Origin of the sequence: Luteibacter sp. 9133, assembly GCF_000800155.1 — a bacterium.
Lineage (GTDB): Bacteria > Pseudomonadota > Gammaproteobacteria > Xanthomonadales > Rhodanobacteraceae > Luteibacter > Luteibacter mycovicinus.
Window position 1 is genome coordinate 3,313,173 of sequence record NZ_JUHO01000001.1, and the last position, 23,673, is coordinate 3,336,845.

General features: G+C 65.0%; 19 protein-coding genes and 1 riboswitch. Of the genes, 10 read left to right on the top strand and 9 right to left on the bottom strand.

Annotated elements, in window-relative coordinates; translation table 11 throughout:
• Positions 1-103: 103 nt before the first annotated feature.
• Entirely contained in the window at positions 104-1,774 is a 1,671-nt protein-coding gene (locus FA87_RS14445) for an APC family permease (RefSeq protein WP_036110943.1), read from the top strand.
• A gap of 69 nt (positions 1,775-1,843) precedes the next feature.
• Here FA87_RS14445 and FA87_RS14450 read toward each other — a convergent pair whose 3' ends face one another.
• The 3 genes from FA87_RS14450 to FA87_RS14460 are packed head-to-tail and all read right to left on the bottom strand — an operon-like array spanning position 1,844 to position 5,151.
• Complete coding sequence (locus tag FA87_RS14450) at positions 1,844-2,911, bottom strand: homoserine dehydrogenase (protein ID WP_043695457.1); 1,068 nt, start codon at positions 2,909-2,911, stop codon at positions 1,844-1,846.
• Entirely contained in the window at positions 2,908-4,107 is a 1,200-nt protein-coding gene (gene metB, locus FA87_RS14455) for a cystathionine gamma-synthase (protein WP_043695459.1), read from the bottom strand. Before metB ends, FA87_RS14450 begins: the two co-directional genes overlap by 4 nt.
• 3 nt (positions 4,108-4,110) lie before the next feature.
• Complete coding sequence (locus FA87_RS14460; RefSeq protein WP_052191366.1) at positions 4,111-5,151, bottom strand: homoserine O-succinyltransferase; 1,041 nt, start codon at positions 5,149-5,151, stop codon at positions 4,111-4,113.
• A gap of 92 nt (positions 5,152-5,243) precedes the next feature.
• Positions 5,244-5,359, bottom strand: a riboswitch (SAM riboswitch).
• A gap of 363 nt (positions 5,360-5,722) precedes the next feature.
• Here FA87_RS14460 and FA87_RS14465 point away from each other — a divergent pair.
• Complete coding sequence (locus FA87_RS14465; protein WP_036110937.1) at positions 5,723-7,324, top strand: peptide chain release factor 3; 1,602 nt, start codon at positions 5,723-5,725, stop codon at positions 7,322-7,324.
• A gap of 89 nt (positions 7,325-7,413) precedes the next feature.
• Here FA87_RS14465 and FA87_RS14470 read toward each other — a convergent pair whose 3' ends face one another.
• Positions 7,414-9,072 carry an FAD-dependent oxidoreductase gene (locus FA87_RS14470; RefSeq protein WP_043695462.1) on the bottom strand — a complete coding sequence of 553 codons (1,659 nt, stop codon included), beginning with the start codon at positions 9,070-9,072 and terminating at the stop codon, positions 7,414-7,416.
• A gap of 130 nt (positions 9,073-9,202) precedes the next feature.
• Between FA87_RS14470 and FA87_RS14475 the strand changes: the two genes are divergently transcribed.
• The 5 genes from FA87_RS14475 (at position 9,203) to FA87_RS14495 (ending at position 16,262) form a co-directional block, all read left to right on the top strand.
• On the top strand, positions 9,203-10,111 hold the full coding sequence (locus FA87_RS14475; RefSeq protein ID WP_036110934.1) for a type II CAAX endopeptidase family protein: 909 nt from the start codon (positions 9,203-9,205) through the stop codon (positions 10,109-10,111).
• Positions 10,112-10,215: 104 nt separating this feature from the next.
• The gene (locus FA87_RS14480; RefSeq protein WP_043695465.1) at positions 10,216-13,869 is read left to right on the top strand and encodes a response regulator; all 3,654 of its coding nucleotides are present in this window, start codon (positions 10,216-10,218) and stop codon (positions 13,867-13,869) included.
• Between the two features lies 1 nt (position 13,870).
• Entirely contained in the window at positions 13,871-14,710 is an 840-nt protein-coding gene (locus tag FA87_RS14485) for a CheR family methyltransferase (protein ID WP_043695468.1), read from the top strand.
• Positions 14,707-15,276: a chemotaxis protein CheB gene (locus FA87_RS14490; protein ID WP_036110928.1), complete on the top strand. Its 570-nt coding sequence runs from the start codon at positions 14,707-14,709 to the stop codon at positions 15,274-15,276. The genes FA87_RS14485 and FA87_RS14490 overlap by 4 nt, the downstream gene beginning before the upstream one ends.
• A complete protein-coding gene (locus FA87_RS14495; protein ID WP_176167894.1) occupies positions 15,273-16,262 on the top strand; it encodes a diguanylate cyclase in 990 nt (329 codons plus the stop codon). The genes FA87_RS14490 and FA87_RS14495 overlap by 4 nt, the downstream gene beginning before the upstream one ends.
• 62 nt (positions 16,263-16,324) lie before the next feature.
• Here the strand turns inward: FA87_RS14495 and FA87_RS14500 are convergent, their stop codons facing one another.
• Positions 16,325-17,206: a LysR substrate-binding domain-containing protein gene (locus tag FA87_RS14500; protein WP_043695471.1), complete on the bottom strand. Its 882-nt coding sequence runs from the start codon at positions 17,204-17,206 to the stop codon at positions 16,325-16,327.
• 88 nt (positions 17,207-17,294) lie between these two features.
• Between FA87_RS14500 and FA87_RS14505 the strand changes: the two genes are divergently transcribed.
• The 3 genes from FA87_RS14505 (at position 17,295) to FA87_RS14515 (ending at position 19,513) form a co-directional block, all read left to right on the top strand.
• Complete coding sequence (locus FA87_RS14505) at positions 17,295-18,308, top strand: putative sulfate exporter family transporter (protein ID WP_043695474.1); 1,014 nt, start codon at positions 17,295-17,297, stop codon at positions 18,306-18,308.
• A gap of 190 nt (positions 18,309-18,498) precedes the next feature.
• On the top strand, positions 18,499-19,119 hold the full coding sequence (locus FA87_RS14510) for a nucleotidyltransferase domain-containing protein (protein ID WP_043695477.1): 621 nt from the start codon (positions 18,499-18,501) through the stop codon (positions 19,117-19,119).
• Positions 19,067-19,513, top strand: a complete 447-nt coding sequence (locus tag FA87_RS14515) for a hypothetical protein (RefSeq protein ID WP_043695480.1) — start codon at positions 19,067-19,069, stop codon at positions 19,511-19,513. Before FA87_RS14510 ends, FA87_RS14515 begins: the two co-directional genes overlap by 53 nt.
• Here the strand turns inward: FA87_RS14515 and FA87_RS14520 are convergent.
• The 4 genes from FA87_RS14520 to FA87_RS14535 are packed head-to-tail and all read right to left on the bottom strand — an operon-like array spanning position 19,502 to position 23,553.
• Positions 19,502-20,377: a hypothetical protein gene (locus FA87_RS14520; protein ID WP_043695483.1), complete on the bottom strand. Its 876-nt coding sequence runs from the start codon at positions 20,375-20,377 to the stop codon at positions 19,502-19,504. The genes FA87_RS14515 and FA87_RS14520 overlap by 12 nt on opposite strands.
• Positions 20,355-21,419 (bottom strand): GNAT family N-acetyltransferase, encoded by a 1,065-nt coding sequence (locus FA87_RS14525; protein WP_043695486.1) that lies wholly within the window; start codon positions 21,417-21,419, stop codon positions 20,355-20,357. Before FA87_RS14525 ends, FA87_RS14520 begins: the two co-directional genes overlap by 23 nt.
• A gap of 17 nt (positions 21,420-21,436) precedes the next feature.
• Positions 21,437-22,840, bottom strand: a complete 1,404-nt coding sequence (locus FA87_RS14530) for an aminotransferase class III-fold pyridoxal phosphate-dependent enzyme (RefSeq protein ID WP_043695487.1) — start codon at positions 22,838-22,840, stop codon at positions 21,437-21,439.
• Positions 22,837-23,553, bottom strand: a complete 717-nt coding sequence (locus tag FA87_RS14535; protein ID WP_043695489.1) for an MtnX-like HAD-IB family phosphatase — start codon at positions 23,551-23,553, stop codon at positions 22,837-22,839. The genes FA87_RS14530 and FA87_RS14535 overlap by 4 nt, the downstream gene beginning before the upstream one ends.
• Positions 23,554-23,673: the final 120 nt, after the last annotated feature.

Consider the following 23,673-nt stretch of genomic DNA (forward strand, 5'->3'; position numbering starts at 1 on the left):
ACGTAGGGGAACGATGGCTGACAGTTGCGGCCCGGGCTGTCATTATCCGGCCCTTGTGCCGCCCCGGGGTGGATTCTCGCCGCCCCGTCCGACCGGAGTCTGTATGTCACATCACCATATCCGCCGCGATGTCGGCGCCTTCGCCCTGATGCTTACCGGCCTGGGCTCGATCATCGGCTCGGGCTGGCTCTTCGGCGCCTGGCACGCCGCCCAGCTCGCCGGCCCTGGCGCCGTCTACGCCTGGATCATCGGCGCCGTCATCATTCTCTTCATCGCCCTGACCTACGCGGAACTGGGTGCGATGTTCCCCGAATCCGGCGGTATGGTTCGCTATGGCCACTACTCGCACGGCTCGCTGGTCGGCTTCATCGCCGGCTGGGCCAACTGGATCGCCATCGTCTCGGTCATTCCGGTCGAAGCCGAAGCCTCGGTCCAGTACATGGCGTCATGGCCCTGGGAATGGGCGCAGTGGACCAAGGGCCTGTACGTGGTCACCGCCGGTCACGGTGAGCTGACACCGCCTGGCCTGGCGATCGCCGCTGTACTGGTGATGGTTTACTTCTTCCTCAACTTCTGGAGCGTGAAGCTGTTTGCCAAGAGCAACACGGCGATCACGGTATTCAAGCTCGTCGTCCCGGCCGCGACCGGTATCGCGCTGATCGCCACGAGCTACAACCCCGGCAACTTCGACATCGGCGCGCATGGCGGCACTCACGCGATCGACATCTCCTCGATCCTGACCGCCGTGGCCATCTCCGGCATCGTCTTCAGCTTCAACGGTTTCCAGAGCCCCGTGAACCTGGCGGGTGAAGCCCGCAATCCCGGCCGCAGTGTGCCGTTCGCGGTGATCGGCTCGATCCTCCTGGCCACCGTGGTCTACGTGCTGTTGCAGGTCGCCTTCATCGGCGCGGTACCGCCCGATCAGCTCGGCAAGGGCTGGGCGGGTCTGGAATACGCTTCGCCGTTCGCCCAGCTCGCCACGGCGCTGATGATCAACTGGATGGCTATCCTGCTGTACGCCGATGCGTTCGTCAGCCCCAGCGGCACCGGCGCCACGTACACCGCCACCACCGCACGCATGATCTACGCAATGGAGCGCAACGGTCAGCTGCCGAAGATCTTCGGCCATATCAACCCGCGCTTCGGTATCCCGCGCCCGGCGATGTGGCTCAACCTCGTCGTGAGCTTCATCTTCCTGTTCTTCTTCCGCGGCTGGGGCACTCTGGCCGCGGTGATCTCGGTGTCGACGATCATTTCGTACCTCACCGGTCCGGTCAGCGTCATGACCCTGCGCCGCACCGCGCCTGAACTGAAGCGTCCGCTGCGCATCGCCGGCCTGCCCATCCTCGCCGCGCTGGCCTTCATCTTCGCGACCGAGCTGCTGTACTGGGCCAAGTGGCCGCTCACCGGCGAGATCATCCTGCTGATGGTCGTGGCCCTGCCGATCTACTTCTACTACACCGCCAAATCGGGCTGGGAAGATTTCAGCCGCCACCTCAGGGGTGCCTGGTGGCTCATCGTCTACCTGCCGGTCCTGGCGCTGGTGTCCTGGGCGGGCAGCAAGACCTTCGGCGGCCGCGACTTCATTCCCTACGGCTACGACCTGGCCGTGGTCGCCGTCATCGGTGTGATCTTCTACTTCTGGGGCGTCGCCTCCGGCTGGCGCACCCCGATGGTCGAAGCCGCGCGCTTCCACCATGACGAGGACTCCGGCGGCGGCCCCGTCCTTCCGCCCAGCGCGGATGAGGCCGAAGCAGTCACCGGTCGCCGGTAACGAAAAAACGCCCCTCGGGGCGTTTTTTTTGATCCCGACTACCGGGCGGAGAAAAACGATCCGACGGGATTAAAGTGCCAGCACATCGCCCAGCAGCGCCTGCGCCGTGATTTCGGGGCCGGCGCCCGGACCCTGGATCACCAGAGGCGTCGCGTGATAGCGCGTTGTCGTCAGCGCGAACTGGTTGTCGGTGCCGGACAGGCGGGACGCGGGATGCTCCGGGCCCACTTCCACGAGGCCTACGCGCGCCCGACCGCGTTGGTTGAGGCGTGCCAGGTAACGCAGCACCTTGCCGTTGGCTTTCGCCTGCTCGTGCCGGATGCGCAGCGGTTCATCGAGCTCGCCGAGCCGCTCGAGGAACGTGGCGGTATCGAGATCGCGGAGCGCCTCGGGCACGAGGCTCTCAACCTCCACTTCTTCCGTACCCAATGCGAATCCCGCGTTGCGCGCGATGATCAGCAGCTTGCGCGCGACATCCTCGCCCGAAAGGTCCGAGCGGGGGTCGGGCTCGGTAAAGCCCAGCCGCCGCGCGTCCGACAACAACGCCGAAAAAGGGCGGCTGCCGTCGTACTGGTTGAACAGCCAGGACAGCGAACCGGAAAACACGCCTTCCAGTGTCAGCAGGCTGTCGCCGCAGTTGCGCAGGCGCCTTAGCGTGGACAGCACCGGAAGACCGGCGCCCACCGTCGCAGCGTCGCCATAAACGCTGCCGTTCTCGGTTGCGCCCTGAAGCGCACGCCAACCGGACAGATGGCCCCCGGCCAGCGCCTTGTTGGCGGTGACGACGTGGTAACCCGCCGCCAGCCACTCGGCGTGGCGGCTGGCCTCGATCGAACACGCCGTCGCGTCGATGACCACCTTGCGTTCGGCGCCCGTGGCGTCGAGCGCGGCCAGAAGTGGCGCGTTTTCGCGACCATCCCTGCCCTTGGCGAGAAACGCCGCGACATCGGCAGGGACCAGGCCGTCAGCATGCGTGTGCTGACGCTTCGAGTTCGCGGCGCCAACGAGGCGCAGGGAACGCGCCGCCGGTGTCGCGAGCAGGGTCAGCAAGGCACGCCCCACCACGCCGGTGCCGAGCAGGACGACCGCCGTGCGCGGAGCCGTGTCCACGAGGGGAGCGGCGACCACGGCGCTCACGCGCCGACCTTGCGTTTCGAGGTGACCGACGCCACCGCCGCCGCGCGCGCCAGCGCGGCTTCGAGATCCGCCAGCAGGTCGTCACCATCTTCGATGCCGACCGAGAGACGCAGCAGGCTGTCGGAAATACCGGCGACCTTGCGCGCTTCCGGCGCCATCGACGCGTGCGTCATGGAGGCGGGATGAGCGACCAGGCTCTCGACGCCACCCAGCGACTCCGCCAGCGAGAAATAGCGCAGGCCATCGACGAAGGCTTCGATCGCGTCGGTACCGCCGGCGATCTCGAAGCTGAGCATCGCGCCGAAACCTTTCTGCTGGCGCTGTGCCAGCGCGTGGCCGGGGTGCGACGCGAGACCGGGATAGAACACACGCGACACGGTGTCGTGTGCGTCGAGGCGGTCGGCGATACGGCGAGCATTTTCTTCGTGGGCACGAAGGCGTACGGCCAGCGTCCGCACACCACGCAGCGTGAGGAAGCTGTCGAACGGCGACCCCGTGAGCCCGTTGCAGTTGCCCCACCACTTCAGCTGCTCGGCGACCGCCTGGTCCGCGGCGATCACCGCACCGCCGACCACGTCGCTATGTCCGTTGATGTACTTGGTGGTCGAGTGAACGACGATGTCGGCGCCGAGTGTCAACGGCTGCTGCAGGGCGGGCGACAGGAAGGTGTTATCGACGACGACGAGTGCGCCGACGGCATGCGCGGCCTGCGCGACGTGACGCACGTCGGTGATACGCAGCAGCGGGTTGGACGGCGTTTCCACCCAGACCAGTGCCGGCTTCTCCGCGAGGCCATCCGCAAGCGCGGTCGGATCGGTGAAGTCGACGAAACGCACACGGAAGCGCCCCTTCTTCGCCCAGGCATCGAGCAGGCGCCACGTGCCGCCATAGCAATCGTGCGCGGCAAGCACGAGGGCACCGGAGGGTACGAGCTCCAGCGCCAGCGCCACGGCGGACATCCCACTGCCGGTGACGACCGCGCCCGCCCCCTCTTCCAGCTCCGTCAGTGCTTCGCCGAGCAGGTCGCGGGTGGGATTGCCGCTACGTGAGTAGTCATAGGCGCGCTTGCGGCCGAAGCCCTCGAACGCATAGTTGGTCGACAGGTGCAGCGGCGGCACGACGGCGCCGTGCTGAGTGTCGGATTCGATGCCGGCGCGGACGGCGCGGGTACACAGACGGGATTCGTGGGTGGTCATGATTCAGCGGTCTCCGCGACAGTCGTTGAGTGCGTGACGCAGCACGGGAGCGAGCTGCACGGTTTCTTTGAGGAAGGCGTCGTGGCCGTACGGCGAGTCCACGACTTCGAGGGTGGCGGTGCCGCCGAGACGGCGCTGCAGTTCGCACAGGTCCGACAGCGGAACGAGGCGATCGGAAGGGAAGCCGACCAGCGTCGTCGGTGCGGAAACCCGTTCCGGCGAGATGTCATGCAGGTCGATGGACTCGGAAAGGGCGAGAAAACGCGACGGGTCGAAACGTTCGACGAAGCGACGGCCGGCATGCTCCAGGTAATCCTCCACGGGGAAGTGGAAGCGGCCGTCGCGCAGTTCGGGGCCGGCGGCGAAACGGCGCGAGAATTCCTCGCTGCCGCGGTACGTCGTCATCGCCAGCTGACGGGCCAGGGCGAGCGCTTCATCCACCCGGCCGGACTCGATGCCGAGGCGGACGATGCCGCGCTGCACGGAGCGCTGCGCCGTGGACAGCGGGTGCGGACGGTGCGCCCCGGCGAGCAGTACCAGCGAACGCAGCTTGTCCGGATGGGCGGCCGCGAAGGCCAGGCCGGTCATCGCGCCGTATGAGGAGCCCACGAAGGCCTGAACGCGACCGATGCCCAGTTCATCCACCAGCGCGGCCAGCGCGGATGCCTGATCCTCGCTGGAAACCGAGGCCACGTCGTCGCCCAGGTCGCCCGGGACCAGCCAGTCGATCGACAGCACGCGGCATTCGGCGAGGTCGATCGCGGCGCCCTGCCCCACCAGCTCCTGCCACCAGCCAGTCGCTCGGTCGCGTCCGGCGCAGACGTCACGGTCGGCGGAGATGCCGCCCTGCACGATCACCGTCGGCGCATGAGGCGCGCCGCACCACAGGTAACGGACGTCCACATTGGCCGTTTCGCTGCCGTACTTCGGGACGAAGGAGACGCGGCGCACGCCACGCTGCTCGGTGAGGTCGGCGGCGCAACGCGGCGCGGCAACGCAGGCCGTTTCGGGGAGGGAAATCACGGTGAGGGGCTCGGCTGACATATCCAGATTCCTGCGTTCGGGATCGAGCCCTGCGGGAACACCGGTATGCGGATTGCCGGTCACGGGTACGCGAATGCGTGCCCGCAACGGACATCCCATCTATCGGCTGACGTGCGAAAGCACGACCCGCAGGAGTTGGCACCGTCGCGGAAATCCGCAGGTTGCCCCGGCTTCAAAGGGCCTGTCCCTCAGCCGGTCTCGATGAGTGAAACCGACGATACGCCTCGATCCAAAACGTGTCAACAGCCGTTTAGACGTCCAGATGTCCAGATGTCCGAATGTGTGAGATGCGCGAATCATCGTGGAAACCGTTGGCACAGGCGGGCTGTGGCCTTCGGACTGCAAGCGCATGACGGATGGCGACGGCAACGGGACCGGTCCGAGGCCGTGGGATCGTGCACACGCGGAAGAGCGTCGCCGGCAGGGCCGGACCCCATCGGACCCGGGTCGATGGCCTTGCTCTGGCGTCCGGCAGGGCCGGGTCACCGGTGGGGAGAGGTGTCGGGCCGCCTCAGCCAAGCCTCCTAACCCCTGCTAGAATAGGGGGTTAGCCTTCACAGCGACCCTGCCCATGTCCTCACACCTCACCGAAACCCGCCGGCGGCGCAGTTTTGCCATCGTCAGCCACCCCGACGCGGGCAAAACGACCCTGACCGAGAAGATCCTGCTGTTCGGCGGCGCGATCCAGATGGCCGGCTCGGTGAAGAGCCGCAAGGCCGCCCGCCACGCGACGTCCGACTGGATGGCGCTGGAAAAGGAGCGCGGCATCTCGGTGACCTCGTCGGTCATGCAGTTCCCCTATGACGACGCCATCGTCAACCTGCTGGACACACCCGGCCACGCGGACTTCTCCGAGGACACCTACCGCGTGCTCACGGCGGTCGACTCGGCGCTGATGGTGATCGACTGCGCCAAGGGCGTCGAGGAGCGCACGATCAAGCTCATGGAAGTCTGTCGCCTGCGCGACACGCCGATCATGACCTTCATCAACAAGCTCGACCGTGAAGGCCGCTCGCCGATCGAGCTGCTCGACGAAGTCGAGTCCGTACTCGGGATCGCCTGCGCGCCGGTGACCTGGCCGATCGGCATGGGTTCCCGCCTGAAGGGCGTTTACCACGTGGTGCTCGACGAAGTGCACGTATTCGAGCCGGGCAAGAACTTCACCCGCCAGGACTCGACGATCTTCAAGGGCCTGGACGATCCCGCACTCGCCACGATGATCGGACAGGCCGCGCTCGACGAACTGCGCGAAGAGCTCGAACTGGTTCTCGGCGCATCGAATCCCTTCGACATCGACGCCTACCTCGCCGGTAAACAGACACCGGTGTTCTTCGGTTCGGCGGTCAACAACTTCGGCGTACAACTGCTGCTCGACTTCTTCGTCGAGCACGCACCCTCGCCGCGCAGCCGCGAGACGCTGACGCGTGAAGTCAAGCCGGAAGAAGAGAAGCTCACCGGCTTCGTTTTCAAGATCCAGGCGAACATGGACCCGGCGCATCGTGACCGCGTCGCTTTCATGCGTGTCTGCTCGGGCACCTACACCGCCGGCATGAAAATGCAGCAGACGCGTACCGGCAAGGAAGTGCGCATCGCCAACGCGCTTACCTTCATGGCGTCCGATCGCGAAATCGTGGAGCGGGCGTACCCGGGCGATGTCATCGGCCTGCATAACCATGGCACGATCACCATCGGCGATACCTTCACCGAAGGGGAGCCACTGTCGTTCACCGGCATCCCGAACTTCGCGCCGGAGCTCTTCCGTCGTGCGCGTCTGCGTGACCCGATGAAGATGAAAGCGCTGCAGAAGGGTCTCGCGCAGCTGTCGGAAGAAGGCGCGACGCAGTTCTTCCGCCCGCTGATGTCGAACGACCTGATTCTCGGCGCGGTCGGCGTGCTGCAGTTCGATGTGGTCGCCTATCGTCTGAAGGACGAGTACAACGTCGACTCGAGTTTCGAGCAGGTCGGCGTGGCGACGGCGCGCTGGATCCATTGCGACGACGCGAAAAAGCTCGAGGAATTCCGCGAGAAGAACGCGGGGAACCTGGCGATCGATGCGGCGGGCGAGCTGGTTTACCTCGCCCCGACGCGAGTCAATCTGCAGCTGGCACAGGAGCGCTGGCCGGGAGTCCGGTTCTCGGCGACGCGCGAGCATGCGGCGTCGGTCGACGTCTGAGGCTCAATAAAGCTTAGGCTCAATGAAAAAGTCCGGCCTGGCCGGACTTTTTTTTATGGCGCGAAAAGGAGGCGTGCGTTCATCCGGCCTCAGACCGGCGACGGATGCAGATACCGGTGAATCGCCTGCACCACGACCGACCCCTCCCCCACCCCGGAAGCCACACGCTTGATCGATCCCGACCGCACATCGCCCACCGCGAACACGCCGCGCAGGGTCGTTGCGAACGGCGAAGGCGTCGCGTAACCATCGGCATCGCGGCCGGTAAGCACGAAACCCTTTCGATCCAGATCCAGGCAGCCGTCCAGCCAGGCCGTATTCGGCTCCGCGCCGATCATCACGAAGAGCGCACCGATCTTCTTGCGCGTCTGTGTGCCGTCGTTGCAGATCCAGCCCACCTCACGCAGATAGGCATCGCCGTCGAGGTGATCCACCTTGCAGTGCGTATGCAGCGTAATGCGCGGCGACTGGTCGATACGCTGCACCAGGTAATCCGACATGGTCGCGGCGAGCCCGCTGCCACGCACGAGGATATGTACGTGCGCCACGGTGCGCGCGAGGAAAACCGCCGCCTGACCCGCGCTGTTGCCGCCGCCGACGATCACCACTTCCTCGCCGGCACAGAGCGTCGCTTCCATCGCCGTCGCCGCGTAATGGATGCCCTGGCCCTCGAAGCGCTCGTAGTCGACGTGATCGAGCTTGCGATAGCGCGCACCCGTCGCGATGACCACGGACTTCGCCGTGACGACGGTGCCGTTGTCGAGCTTGAGACGGAACGGGTGCGCCGAGCAGTCCAGGCCCTGCACTTCACGCGCGATGGCCATGTGCGCACCGAACTTCATGGCCTGTACCTGGGCGCGGCCGGCCAGGGCCTGCCCCGAAATACCGGTGGGAAAGCCGAGGTAGTTTTCGATCTTCGAGCTGGTGCCGGCCTGACCACCCGGCGCCAGCGATTCCAGCACCAGCGTGTCCAGTCCCTCCGACGCGGCGTACACGGCCGCGGCGAGTCCCGCGGGCCCGGCGCCGATGACCGCGACGTCGTGCACGTGATCGGTATCGAGCAGGATGGAGATGCCCAGTTCGTCGGCCAGCTGGGAAGTCGTCGGGCACTTGAGTACCGTTCGATCGGGCAGGATGACGACCGGACACTCCTCCGGATCGAGGCCGAACCCGTCGATCAGGTGGCGCGCGTCTTCATCGATATCCGTGTCCAGCAAGCGGTACGGGTAGCCATTGCGAATCAGGAAGCTGCGCAGGCGCACCGTGTCCGCCGCGTGGGCGGAGCCTGCCAGGATCACGCCGCCCTGCCCGCTCTGAATGAGACCCACGCGGCGCAGGATGAAGGCACGCATGATGATTTCGCCGATATCCGGCTCACCGGACACCAGCTTACGGAACTGCAGGGGATTGAGCCGGACAAGACGCGTATCGACGGCCGTCCGGCCATTGACCATCACCTGGCGCTCGCTGAAGAGGTCGACCTCACCGGTGAACTGGTTCGGACCGTGGACGACGAAGATGTTGGGCGCGCCGTTCTCGTGGAAGTCGTAGACCTCGATACTGCCCTCCAGCACGAAGAAATAATCCACGCGCCGCTGCCCACGCTCGAACAGCAGCGTACCGGCCGGGACCGTCTCTTCCACTCCGTACCTCACCAGCCGCGCCGCCATCTCTTCGCTAAGGTGGGGGAAGGTCTGCTCACGACGGTTCATCGGGCTCGACGGATCGTTTTCTGACGGTATGGCCATGCAGCGGATTCCAGGGGTTTGGGCCGTATGCCCTCGTGGGAAGATAGCCGAAGTGGCACGGGACGATCTTGTATCGGAGCACCATCATGCCTGCGTAGACTCTGCCCGCAAGCCCATCAGGATACTGTTCATGTCCGCGCCGCCCACTGTCGTTACCCGTCCCTCGCTGCCTGTGCGCCTCCTGCGCTCACCGGTCGGTCGCATTCTGGTTTTCGCCGTGACGCTCAGTGCACTGGGCTTCATCGCCGGCCGCATCTACAACGGCATCGGTCTGCCCCGGGGCAGCCTGCCATTCGATCAGGTCACACCCCTGATCGAGGCCTTCCGGCTGCTGCCCATCGTGATCGCCTACTGGCTGCTGGTGCGGACGATCGAGCGACGGCGGATCGACGAGCTCGCGCCACGCAAGGCTGTCCCGCATCTGGCCCTCGGCCTGATCGGCGGCGCCGCGTTGTTTTCGCTGGTCGTGGGAACCCTCTACGCCCTGGGCGTCTTCGTCGTCGACGGCGTGAACCACGACGTGGCCTGGCTCGGTCCCATCCTGGTCACGGGAGTCGGTGCCGGCGTGGGAGAGGAAATCATCAGCCGCGGCGTGCTCTTCCGCATCGTCGAAGAAGGCCTGGGGACCTGGGCTTCGCTGATCATCTCCGCGGCCTTCTTCGGCGGCGTGCACATCTGGAACCCCGGCGCCACCGCCTGGAGCGCCATCGCCATTGCGCTGGAAGCCGGGCTCCTGTTCGGGCTGCTCTACAACGTGACCCGCTCCCTCTGGCTCTGCATGGGCGTCCACGCCGCGTGGAACATGGCCCAGGGGCCGTTCTACGGCATTCCGGTGTCGGGCTTCGAACAGCACGGCCTGCTGGCCTCACATATGCAGGGGCCCGAATGGCTCACCGGCGGCGCGTTCGGCGCCGAGGCCTCCGTCGCGGCCCTTTGCATCTGCTCGATGGCGACGGCCGTATGTCTTGCCGTGGCGATCCGCCGCGGCACACTGGTCCCGCCGCCGTGGCGTCGCGTCCCGCAGGCTCCAGTCGTGTGACGTATCGCCGATAATCAGTATGACGCCATGGAAGCCCGGCCCGGTTTGGGTGTAGTACCTGAACGGGCCAGACGCGGCACCCTTGTCCCACTACCGGTCTTCGCATGTCCTCTCACGAAAAGAAGCGCAACTGGCTGGCCGACCAGCCCCTCCAGCGCAAGATCGTCTTCGCCATCGGCGCCCTTCTCGCCCTTTTCGTGGCGGCCTGTGTCGCCAACCTGGTGTCGCTCTACCGGGAGAACGACACGCGGGCCTGGTCGACGCATACCTACGTCGTCCTGCTGACCCTGGCCAATACGAGCGACGACGCGCAGGCCCGGCAGGTGGCGGCGCGTGGTTACCTGCTCAACCAGGCGGAAACCGAGTGGGCCGACTTCGACCGGGCCGACCGCAAGATAACCCAGGACATCGCCCAGATCCGCCAGCTGACGGTCGACAACCCGCTGCAGCAGGCGCGCCTGGACCGTGCCCAGGAAATGCTCGACCGGTGGAAGACCGAAGTCACCAAAGCCGGACTGGAGCCGATGCGCGCCATCGGCAACGCGGCCACCCCCGAGGCGTCGTTCGCCCGGGACCGCGTTCGTCACGACTACCTCGACCATCGCACGGTGCTGATGACCGACATTCGCAAGCTGATCGACGAGATGTCGGCCAGCGAGCGGGTTTTGCTGGAGGAGCGGACCAGGGCCCTGGACCACGTACTCGCGGCAACCCAGTACATCGATGTCATCTCGCTGGTGGTGTGCCTTGTGTTCGGCATCGCCGTGATCCTCATGACCTCCCAGCTGATCACCCGGCCCATCGTGCGGATGACCGAGCTGATGACGCGACTGGCCGGTCATGACCACACCATCGAGGTTCGGCAGCTGAGCCGCCGCGACGAGATCGGCGAGATCGCCCGCGCGCTGCAGGTGTTCAAGGAGATGGCGATCGAAACGGCGGGACAGAACTGGCTGAAGTCGACCGTCACCGCGGTATCGAACCGCCTGCAGGGCGCGACGACCTACCGCGAGTTCGCCGACACGCTGCTCTCCGAGCTGGTTCCCACCCTCAAGGCGGGCGTCGGGGTGTTCTACGTGTTGCGGGAAGAAACCTCGACGCTGGAGATGCTGGGCAGCTACGGCTTCCGCCAGCGACGCCACGTCACCACGTCCTATGCTCTTGGCGAGGGCCTTGTCGGCCAGGCCGCCATCGAGCGCCGGCCCATCGTGCTGCAGGACGTGCCGGACGATTACACGCGCATCCACTCGGGCACCGGCGAAGCGTCGCCGCGCAGCGTGATCCTGGTGCCCGTGCTCTCACGCGACACGTTGCTCGGCGTCCTCGAGATCGCCAGCTTCGATCACCTGTCGTCGGTCCAGGAACGCCTGCTCGACGAACTGATGCCGATCGTCGCCCTGTCGCTGGAAAATCTCTCGCGAGCGCTGCGCACGAGCACGCTCCTCGAGCAGACGCAGAGCCAGGCCGACGAACTGCGCGCCTCGGAAGAAGCGCTGCGCTCGCAGCAGGAGGACCTGCGTTCGACCAACGAAGAACTCAAGAACCGGACGAACGAGCTGCAGGAGCAGTCGCAGCGGCTGGTCGCCTCCGAGGAAGAACTGCGCGTGCAGACGGAAGAACTGCATGCGTCGAACGAGGAACTCCGCGAGAAGAGCCTCACCCTCAACCAGCAGAAGGACTCGCTGCAGGCCCTGCAGAACGAAACCCAGGAAAAGGCCGAAGAGCTCGCGCGCGCCAGCCAGTACAAGTCCGAGTTCCTGGCGAACATGTCGCACGAGCTGCGTACGCCGCTGAACAGCCTGCTGATCCTCTCGCGCAGTCTTGCCGACAACGACGAAGAAAACCTCACCGGCGAGCAGGTCGAGTCGGCCCGGATCATCCACGACGCGGGCTCCAATCTGCTCCGGCTGATCAACGACATCCTCGACCTGTCCAAGGTCGAGGCCGGCAAGATGGAACTGATGGTCGATACGTTCCCGCTGGCCGATCTCTCACGCACCCTGAGCCGGACGTTCAACCATGTCGCGCAGGAGAAGAAGCTCGGCTTCGAGGTGACCGTCGCCCCCGGGCTTCCCGTGTCCATCCGCACCGATGGCGCCAAGCTCGAACAGGTCGCCAACAACCTGCTCAGCAACGCGTTCAAGTTCACCTCCAGCGGCACCGTGGCCCTGCGCATCTCTCGGCCCGCCGCCGGGGCGGCGCTGCCGGACGGTCTCGATCCGGCCCACACCATCGCGATCGCCGTCATCGACTCGGGCATCGGCATCCCGGCCGACAAGTTCCAGCGTGTGTTCCACGCTTTCGAGCAGGTCGACGCCAGCACCAGCCGCCAGTACGGCGGCACCGGCCTGGGCCTCGCCATCTCCCGGCGCATCGCGATGCTCCTGGGCGGCGACATCACCCTCGTCAGCGAACCCGGCAAGGGCAGTACCTTCACCATTTTCCTGCCGGAGACGGCGCCCGAGAGCGATTCGATCGCGGAGCCGATCCCGCTCCAGCAGGCGGCTGCCGAAGCGACGCTCCCGCTGTCGCCCGGCCTGCTCGTGGACAGCATCGATGACGACCGCGGCTCGCTCAATCCGGGCGATACGATCATTCTCGTCGTCGAGGACGACCCGGCCTTCGCGCGCATTCTGGCGGACATGATTCATCGCAAGGGCCACCGTGTGCTGGCGGCCGCGGATGGCGAGACCGGCCTGGCCCTGGCCAATCGTTACCGCCCCACCGGCATCCTGCTCGACGTGATGCTGCCGGGCATGGACGGCTGGACGGTGATCGAGCGCCTCAAGGGCGATGCCGCCACGCGGCACATCCCCGTGCACTTCATCTCGGCCACGGACGATTCCACCCGCGGCCTCGAGCTGGGTGCGGTGGGCTTCCTGACCAAGCCGGTCAGCCGCGAATCCATCTCGGACGCTTTCGAGCGCCTGCTGCATTTCGCGGAAGGACGCACGCGCCACCTGCTGGTCGTGGACGACGATGCCAGCGCGCGCGCCGCCGTGCGCACGCTGCTGAAGGACGACTCGGTCGTCATCGACGAAGCTTCCTCCGGCGAGGAAGCACTCGCCATGACCGGCGATACGCCGTACGACTGCATCGTGCTCGATCTCGGCCTGCCCGGCATGTCGGGCATCGAGTTGCTCGAGCGGCTCGCGCGCGGTGGTCATACGCCGCCGGTGGTGGTCTATTCGGGTCGCGACCTCAGTCGCGAGGAAAGCATGAAGATCCGCCAGTACACCGACAGCATCGTGGTCAAGGGCGCCCGCTCGCCCGACCGCCTGCTCGACGAGGTGAGCCTGTTCCTGCACTCGATCCGTCATGGCGGCGGCGCGCGCGACGAAGCGATCACTCCTGCCGGCGGCATGGACGAGGCGGACCTCCGCGGCCGTCGCCTGCTGCTGGTGGACGACGACATGCGCAATCTGTTCGCCCTGTCCAAGGTGCTCCGGGCGAAGGGCGTCGACGTCGTGATGGCACAGGATGGCCAGAAAGCACTCGACACCCTGGACAAGGACGCGGACATCGAACTCGTGCTGATGGACATCATGATGCCGGTGATGGACGGCTACGAGACCATGCGCGCGATCCGCGCGAAGCCGGCGGTCGCGAAGGTGCCGATCATCGCGTTGACCGCGAAGGCCATGCGCGGCGATCGTGAAAAGTGCCTGGAGGCGGGTGCCAACGATTACCTGTCCAAGCCGATCGACGTGGACCGCCTGCTCTCGCTGATTCGCGTGTGGCTGCCGCAGCGCGGCTGATATGGATATCGAAGACATCGAAATCCAGTTGTTCGTGCGCGCGATGCAGCTGCGCCACGGGCACGATTTCAGTGAATACGCGCCCGCCTCGCTCAAGCGGCGGGTGCAGCAGCTCGTGCGCACGCACGATGCGGGCAGCGTCAGCGAGCTTACCCGGCGCTTGCTGCACGAGCCGGGCTTCGTCGCCAGGATCATCGAAGGTCTGTCGGTACCGGTGTCGGAAATGTTCCGGGACCCCGCGGTCTTTCGCGTCCTGCGCGACAAGGTCTTTCCGGTACTGGCCTCCTATCCGGAGATCAACATCTGGCAGGCCGGCTGCGCGCATGGACAGGAGGTCTATTCGCTGGCCATCCTGCTCGAGGAAGCCGGACTCTACGAGCGCTCGCGCATCTACGCCACGGATTTCAACGACGCGGCGCTGGCGATCGCGGGCGAAGGCATCTACGCGACCCGCGAAGCGCGGGACTGGTCCCGTAACTATCTCGAAGGCGGCGGGCAGCGCTCGCTCAGCGACTACTACAGCGCGCGCTACGACTTCATCAAGCTGGACACCCGCCTGCGCCGCAACGTCACCTTCTTCAATCACAACCTGGTGACGGACGAGGTGTTCTGCGAGGCGCATCTGATCCTTTGTCGCAACGTCCTGATCTACTTCACCAACACCTTGCAGGACCGCACGCTGGGCTTGTTCCGCGACAGTCTCGTGCGCGGCGGTTTTCTCTGCCTCGGCACCCGGGAGAACATCGATTTCTCGCCCGCGGCGGCGGGCTTTTCGGACGTCGACAACGCGCTGCGCGTTTACCAGGTGGGCGGTTCCGGTGCGAGGCCGCTGACGCGATGAGCACGCATCAGGCGATCGTGATGGGTTGCAGCGCCGGTGGCCTGTCGGCGCTGCAACGTGTCCTCCCCGGACTGGACAGACGGCTCGCCGTGCCTGTCGTCATCTGCTGCCATACCGGCTCGGCCGACGTATCGCTTCTGGTCGAATTGCTGGCGCGCGTCAGCCCGCTGCCGGTCGTCGAAGCCCAGGAGCGCGCACCCGTCGATCCGGGCGTGATCCACGTCGCTCCCGCCGGCTACCACCTGCTGATCGAACCGAACCTGCACTTCTCCCTGAGCATCGACGCCAAGGTCGCCTATGCACGGCCATCGATCGACGTACTTTTCGAAACCGCCGCGGATGCCTGGCACGATGCCCTCGTCGCCGTGCTGATGACCGGCGCCAACTCGGACGGCGCCAACGGCCTCGTCGCCGTACGCCACGCCGGCGGCTATGCCGTGATCCAGGATCCCCAGACCGCCGAAGCGAAGGTGATGCCGTTGACTGGCCTCGAACGCGCGGGAGCGGACGCCTGCCTGCCCCTCGACGCCATCGCCGCGCGACTCAACGAACTATGCCTGACATGAATCCGATCCGACCCAAGATCCTCGTCGTCGACGACACGCCCGCCAACCTCGTCGCCATGCGCCGCTTGCTGGCCCGTGCCGACGCGGACATTTTCGAAGCATCCAGTGGCAACGAGGCGCTTGCGCTGTGTCTCGATCACCAGTTCGCACTGGTGCTGCTCGACGTCAACATGCCCGAGATGGACGGCTTCGAGGTGGCGGAATTCATCTCGGAAAACGACCACCTGAACGAGACGCCGATTATCTTCGTGACCGCCGCCTACGCCGATGACGTCAACCGCATCAAGGGCTATACGGCCGGCGCGGTCGATTACATCGCCAAGCCGATCAACGACGTCATCCTGCAGTCGAAGGTCAAGATCTTCCTCGAGCTTTATCGCGCCCGCGCTTTGCTACAGAGCGCGCTCGACGAACTGTCGACGCGAAACGAGCAGCTGACCAACGAGGTGGCCGAACGCACGCGGATGGAGCAGCTGGTTCGCCATCAGGCGACGCATGATGCGCTTACCGGGCTGCCGAACCGGTTGTTGTTCCGCGAACGCCTCGAAGGCGCCATCACGCTCGGTAACGGGGGCGGCGCGACCTTCGCGCTGGCCTATATCGACATCGATGGATTCAAGGGCGTCAATGACGCCAGCGGACACGCCGCCGGCGACGAGCTGCTCAAGGCGATCGCGCTGCGCATCGACGCCCGCACGCGTGGTACGGATACGGTGGCCCGCCTGGGCGGCGACGAGTTCGCCGTGCTGCTGCACGATACGGCGGACGCCGCGGGTGCGCTGACGCGCTGCCAGGCACTGTGCGATGCCGTGGCTGAACCCTATACGCTGACGATCGGGGATATTCGCGTACCCGCCCGCGTTGGCGCCAGCATCGGTGTGACGATGTTCCATCACGGCATGGCGTACGACGAGATCGTGGCGATTGCCGATGGGGCGATGTATGAGGCGAAGCGCAGCGGCAAGAACCGCTGCGTTCTGGCCTGACCGTATCGCCGGCAGGCTGGCTCCCGCTCTCCTGGCGGGAGCAAACCTCGCCGGCGATGCTTTTATCGGCCCAGCCCGGCCAGAAACGCTTCCAGCACCGCCCCGCGATACCGCTGCCGGTGCGACAACACCGACAACACCCGCCTGAGATCCAGGAAAGGGGTTGGCAGAACCACCAGCCGCCCCGTCGCCCTCGCGTCCCCGATCGCCACCTCCGGGAGACACGCGATACCCAGCCCGGCGATCACCGCCTGCTTGATCGACTCGGACTGATCGAGTTCCAGCACGGTTCTTCCTTCGGGCAACTCGGCCAACGCCCGCTCGCTCAGCGCCCGCGTCGCCGAGCCTCGCTCGCGCAGCACCCAGCGTTCGCCGGCGAAATCCTCGCGGCGCAATCGCTTCTTTCCGGCCAGTACGTGATCCGGCCGTGCGCAGACCACCAGCCGGTCGTCGCGCCACGGGCGCGATTCGATCGACGGGTGCGTCACCGGCCCCTCGACGCAACCAATATCGAAGTCATGGTCGAGCACGCCCTGGGCGATCCGCGCCGTATTGGCGACACCCAGGCGCAAGGAAACGCCCGGATGCGCGGACGCGAACGTCCCCAGCAGATCGCCCACCAGGTAATTGCCGACGGTATTGCTGGCGCCGACACGAATTTCCCCGGCAAGCTCGGCCGGTTCACCGGCGGCCCTGCGACCGAACTCGGCATGCCGCTCGATCAGTTCCTGCGCCAGCGGCAGCAGCTCGCGCCCCCGGTCGTTGATCCGCAACCGCCCCCGCTCGCGAGCAAACAGTTCGGCACCGAGCTGCCGCTCCAGTTCGGCGAGGGCCATGCTCGCGGCCGGTTGACTGAGGAACAGTCGTTCGCTCGCCGCGCGGACACTTCCGGTGGTGGCGATGGCGACGAAAATCTCTAGCTGACGAGGGCTGATGGCATGCATAAGTTCGACTTATACACCCGATAAGGGATTTTCAATATGCTTATACGTGGTCGATCAGGACAATAGGGACGTTGCCAGGAACCCCGCCATGTCCTCCGTCGTCGCTTCGCCCATCGCTCCCTCACGTCTTCCCGGTTTCCTGCTCGCCCTCGCGGTGGCGGCCGTGGCCTTCGCGCTCGGTCGCGCCGTACCGCTCATCGGCGGCGCCGTCTTCGGCATCGTGCTCGGCATCCTGGTCCGCCATTTTGCGCCGCCGGCGGCGCGCTTCCAGCCGGGCATCCGCTTCGCCTCGAAGCAGGTACTGCAGTGGTCGATCATTGCGCTGGGCTTCGGCCTGAGCCTGACCCAGGTCGCCCATACCGGCCTGGAATCGCTCTCGGTGACGTTGGCCACCGTCGCCGTGGCAGGCCTCTCGGCGTGGCTGCTCGGTCGCATGCTGCATGTCCATGACAAGCTTCAGGTACTGATCGGCATCGGCACCGCGATCTGCGGCGGCTCCGCCATTGCCGCCGTGGTGCCGATCATCAGGCCGGACGAACACGACACCGCCTTCGCCATCTCGACGATCTTCCTGTTCAATCTGGTCGCCGTGCTGCTCTTCCCCCTTCTGGGCCATCTGCTGGGCCTGACGGATCTGGGCTTCGGCCTCTGGGCAGGCACCGCGATCAACGACACCTCGTCCGTCGTCGCCGCCGGCTACAGCTTCAGTCATGCGGCTGGTGACTACGCCACCATCGTCAAGCTAACGCGCGCTACCCTGATCATTCCCATCAGTCTCGGCATCGCCCTCATCGTGGCGTGGCGTCAGAAACGCTCGGGCGCCAGCGACTTCAGTCTCGCGAAGATCTTTCCCTGGTTCATTCTCTGGTTTCTGGTCGCCTCGGGTATCCGCACCGCGGGTCTCGTTCCCGAGGTCGCCCTGCCGGTGATCCACTTCATCGCGGAATGCCTGATCGTGGTCGCCCTCACCGCCATCGGCCTGTCGGCCGACCTGCGTCGCATGGCATCCACCGGCCCCCGCCCGATCCTTCTCGGACTCGGCGTCTGGGCCGCCGTGGCGCTCACCAGCCTGCTCGTGCAGCACATGATCGGCCGTTGGTAATCACCTGTGCCGGAAAATCAACTTTCTCAAAGTCGCACTGGACGTCGCCACCGTCGTCGCCCGCCCCGTTCCGCAAAGCACTATCCAACTCATTCGCATTCGGCGCGCTCGATACGTGCTGGCGCCTCGTCGGATCGAATGACTGCCAAGATGTAGCCAATCCCGCTACATTCGTAGCAACATTGGCTACATGAATGCCGCACTCAATGCCCTGTTCGACGGCCAGCGCCAGAAAGCGCTCGGTTGGCTCCTGCTAAATCCCGATTGCGACGTCCACGTGCGAGACCTCGCGCGCCGGACAGGGGCGCACGCGGGCTCCCTGCACAGGGAGCTCGCCAGCCTTGCATCGGCCGGTCTGATCACAAGGACGCTCGTCGGAAACCAGGTGCGCTATCAAGCGAACCGGGCGTCTCCGATTTTCAACGAACTCGCTTCGATTTTTCGCAAAACATCCGGACTGTGTGGTGTATTGCGCGAGGCATTGCTGCCACTTGAGGAACGAGTCGACACGGCATTCGTGTATGGGTCTATGGCCAAAGGCACCGCGACCTTGACCAGCGACGTCGATCTGTTTGTCATCGGCCAGCTCGCGTTCTCCGAACTCGTCGTTGCCCTTCATCCCTATCAGGCAAGCCTCCAGCGCGAAATCAATCCCTGCCTCTACAGCCGTGACGAGTACATGCGGAAGCTCTCGTTACGCGATGCATTCATTCAGGACGTCATCGCCCAACCGAAGATCTTCATAACAGGTAGCGACGATGACCTTGGACAACCTGGTGGCCATAGGGAGACTCGTCCCTGCTCACTCTGACAGGGATGCCATAAACCGACTTTTAATCGCGGCTGAGCGCAATCTTGTCGATGCCGTGAACCCTCAGATCTGCGCGGACACACGCTTCGATGTCGCCTACAAGGCAATCATGCAGTGTGCGATCGCAGCGCTTGCGGCAAACGGGTATCGAACTGCCCATAGCCAGCCGGGACATCACCAAACGGCCATTCAGTCTCTCGGGAAGACGCTTGACACTGACAGCAGCCTCATCGTTCTTCTCGATGCATTCCGCAAGAAACGAAATCTGAGTGACTACTCGGGCGATCCCATTGAGGAAACTACCGCCGACGAATGCACCAAGGTCGCTCGCACCCTGCTTACGAAAACGCGTATCGGAATCGAGGAAATCCTTTGCAAGCGATCATGCCGGTGAGAACGAGGGACACATCGCTGCAAGGATCCTCAGATTCAACGCATGCTGCTGCGCCTGCCACACCGCCAGCCTTCCGGCGTCGATTTCATCCTGACCATCCATGGCGCTGAGCTTGCGCTTCCACCAGCTCCGGTACCTATAGCGCGAGATCTCGCCGGTCACGTCGCTGGCTATGACGCGCCCGCGCACCACCCGGATGATGGCCTCGCCGCCCGCTTCACTGAGCGTGCCCTGGTCCCAGTTCGTCATGGCGACATCGGGCGCATACGCATCCTTGTCGATCGACAGATACACAGGCTCGCTGCTGCTCGCCTGCATTTTTACGAACGCGTCGACCATGCCTTCGCTGGTCAGGAATGAACGAAAACGCGCACCGAGCCCGAGCTTCAGCGCCCAGCTCGTGTCCACGCCCGTCGACCAGTACGTCAGCTTGCCCGCGCGCAGCGGCCCGAGGTAGTTCTCCCAGGCATGTCCGCGTCCGATATCGCCCGACGTGATCCCGATCACATGGACATGGCTGACCCGCCGCATCATCGCGACGCGGCGTACCCAGGATCCGCAGTGGACACCGAACGCAAAACGCATGTTGTCCGGATGGTTGTCGAGCACGACGACCTGAAAACTTTCCTTACCGGGGACGCGCTCGACCAGCGGCCAGGTCAGATGATGGAAATCGCCGCTGCCCATGAAGACCGTGCCGTGCTCACGCGGGAGGGTTTCCACCAGGTCGGCCGAGAAGCGACGAAGGCTGGATACCGAACAGCCAAAGCGGATCGGCTCTTCCCACTCCCTCAGCGGAAGCACGAGGCGACCCGGCAATGCGCCGACCGACCCATCGAGGTCAAGTACGATGGGCGTCCGCATCGGAGGCCTCCCATACGCTGTCGGATTCGAAACGATGGGCGAAACGCCGAAGCACGGCGCGCAGCAGCGGATGACGGATGTACACGGCATGCCGGGTCAGGTGGAAACGCGCACCCAACGACGCCTTGACCGCGGGATCCGTCCAGCCGGCGACATAGAACCGGAGGCCGCGCGCCAGGGCGAATTCGAGATTGACGAACCAGCTGACGAAGTACAGATCGAACTCGCGCGCCTGGGGGTACGCGAAGCCTACGTACTTGTCGAGCAACTTGCCATCGTGTTCGTAGCAGAGGTTCCAGCCGATGAGACGGCCGTCGACGCGGTAGGTGAACACCTGTCCGCCCGGATCGCGCAGCACGGCGGCGAAGAAATCGCGTGACAGCTTGTCGAAGTGGACTTCGCTCTGCGCATGCACGTTTTCGAACAGCGCATAGTACCCGTCGACCACCTCGTCTGAAGCGAAGGCATCGCCGGTGGGGATCACCGCGATGTCGAGCTTGTCGCGCGAACGAAGCTTGCGACGGAGATTCTTTCGCCGCGACGCGGAGAGCCGGCCGAGGTATTCGTCGACCGAGCCGAAGTCGATCGGCACATAGGCGAGTGCCTGCCCTTCGACGATGATGTAACCGCGATCGCGCGCGGCATCGACGAAACGCGCGGTCCAGGCACGATCGCGCACGCTGGTCAGCGGCGAATCCACCGCGAGATCCTTCACGATCAGCAGCGGATGGCTGGCACCGAACGAGCGCGCCCACGAGGCGGCCACCGCGGCAGGGTCGTTGCATGCATCGAACAGCGAATATTCGGAGACCGTCGTCCCCGCAAAGCAGGTACGCGGCGTCAACAGACGCTTCAGCAGCGACTGAAACGGAAAACTGGCCACACGCCGGCGAAGCTCGTCGTCGGCGGTGGTCAGCAGGTCGAACGGAGCCACGAAAAGTGGCGAACCATCCACCGCACGGGTCGGGGTGAACCCGTGCGGTGGATGGCGTTCAAAATGCCCGAGCAAGGCATCCGGCTCGAGCTGGTTCACGAACGCCATCGCGTGGCTGCCGGGTATCAGCCGCGCTTGGCCAGCGTGAGGCACTGGTCGAGCAACGCGATAGCGAGGTCGATTTCTTCGTGGCTGATGTCGAGCGACGGGGCGAACGTGATTACGTTCTTGTACCAGCCACCGACATCGAGCACGAGACCGATCTTCTTGCCTTCGTGAGTGAGACCGCCGGCCAGACCGATGTCGACCATGCGGTCGAGCAGCGCCTTGTTCGGCGTGAAACCGTCGTCCGTACAGATCTCGGCGCGCAGGGCGAGGCCGAGGCCGTCGACGTCGCCGATCTCCTTGTGACGCTTCTGCAGGTCGCGCAGGCCGTCCAGGAAGTGCTTGCCCTTCTCGGCGACGCGGGTACCGTAGTCGAGCTCATAGCCCATCTTGATCACTTCCAGACCCAGCGCGGTACCGAGCGGGTTGGAGTTGAACGTCGAGTGCGTCGAACCCGGCGGGAAGATCTCGGGGTTGATCAGTTCTTCGCGCGCCCAGATGCCGGACAGCGGATTGAGGCCGTTGGTCAGCGCCTTGCCGAAGACCAGCACGTCGGGGTTGACGCCGAAATGCTCGATCGACCACAGCTTGCCCGTGCGCCAGAAACCCATCTGGATTTCGTCGACGACCATCAGGATGCCGTACTTGTCGAGCACCTTCTTGAGATCGATGAAGAAGTTCTTCGGCGGGATGACGTAACCGCCGGTGCCCTGGATCGGCTCGACGTAGAACGCGGCGTATTCGGCCTCGCCCACCTTCGGATCCCACACGCCGTTGTATTCGGTTTCGAACAGGCGCTCGAACTGACGCACGCACGCATCGGAATATTCTTCCGGCGTCATGCCCTTCGGGCGACGGAACGGGTACGGGAACGGGATGAACTGCGCGCGCTCGCCGAAGTGACCGAAGCGACGACGGTACCGGTAGCTGGAGGTGATCGACGAAGCGCCGAGCGTGCGACCGTGGTAACCGCCTTCGAAGGCGAACATCAGGCTCTTGCCGCCGCGCGCGTTACGCACGAGCTTCAGCGAGTCTTCGACCGCCTGCGCGCCACCCACGTTGAAGTGGCAACGACCGTCGAGGCCGAATTTCTGCCTGGCGTCGACGGCGATGGTCTTGGCGAGCTCGATCTTGCCCTGATGGAGGTACTGGCTGGCCACCTGCGGCAGCAGGTCGATCTGCGCCTTCAGTGTGTCGTTCAGGCGCTTGTTGCCGTAGCCGAAGTTGACGGCCGAATACCACATCTGCAGATCGAGGAACGGAATGTTCTCGCTGTCGTAGATGTAGCTGCCTTCCGCGTGACGGAAGATCTTCGGCGGATCCACGTAGTGCACGGTGTCGCCGAACGAGCAGTACTTCGCTTCGTCGGCCAGCAGGGTCGCGTCGTCGATGACGAGCTGCGGGTTCTTGGAAAGGATGTTCATGCAGGCAGTTCCTGGGAGCTCGTCGCGTGAAGGGGAATGACGGTCTGTGCCGGCAGACGGCCGGCAAGCAGTTCGGGAAGCAGTTCGCGCGCCTCGTCGAAACTGGCGATGGGCGCATACGGGATACCGGCGGCGCGGCAGTGTTCGATCAGGCGGTTCTTGGCAAAGACGAAGTCGACGCGATCGGCGGCGCAGAAGTCGGACGCGCCGTCGCCGATGAGCAGGGTCTTGCCGCCACGGGTATTCGCCGCTTCGACGCGTGCGCACTTGCAGGTACCCGCACGGCAACCGGATACGCTGAACGGCGAGGTGAGGCTCCAGTCGCGCGGACCGCTCTGCAGCAGATGGTTGGCGACGGTCGGCAGCGTATCGATGCCGTGATTGGCCAGGATCGCGTAGATCGCATGGTCCAGGCCGTCGCTGACGATTTCCATCGGAACGCCGTACTCGATGGTGGCCCTCACGAAGGATGCGAAGCCATGGTCGATGTGAAGACCGTTCAGATGACGAGCGAGCTCGTCACGGCTCATGTCGAGCAGGGCGACCTGCCCCGCCATGCACACGGCGGATCCGATGACGCCGGCGCGCCAGTCGCGTTCGAGAATCTCCCAACCCGGACGGCCGTACCGGTCCAGTAGGGAGTCGATCACGTCCTCGACGGCAATCGTTCCGTCGAAGTCGCAGAGGATGTTCCAGGAGGAAGGGCTCGACACGTGGATGGGCCGGTGATCAGGTTGCAGCGCAGGCTAATCGCACATCCTTTCGAAGCCCTTTCCCGGGCGCAAAGCATGCCGTAAGGTGTCGGCCGATATCCTGCGCACGTCCACCGCGGA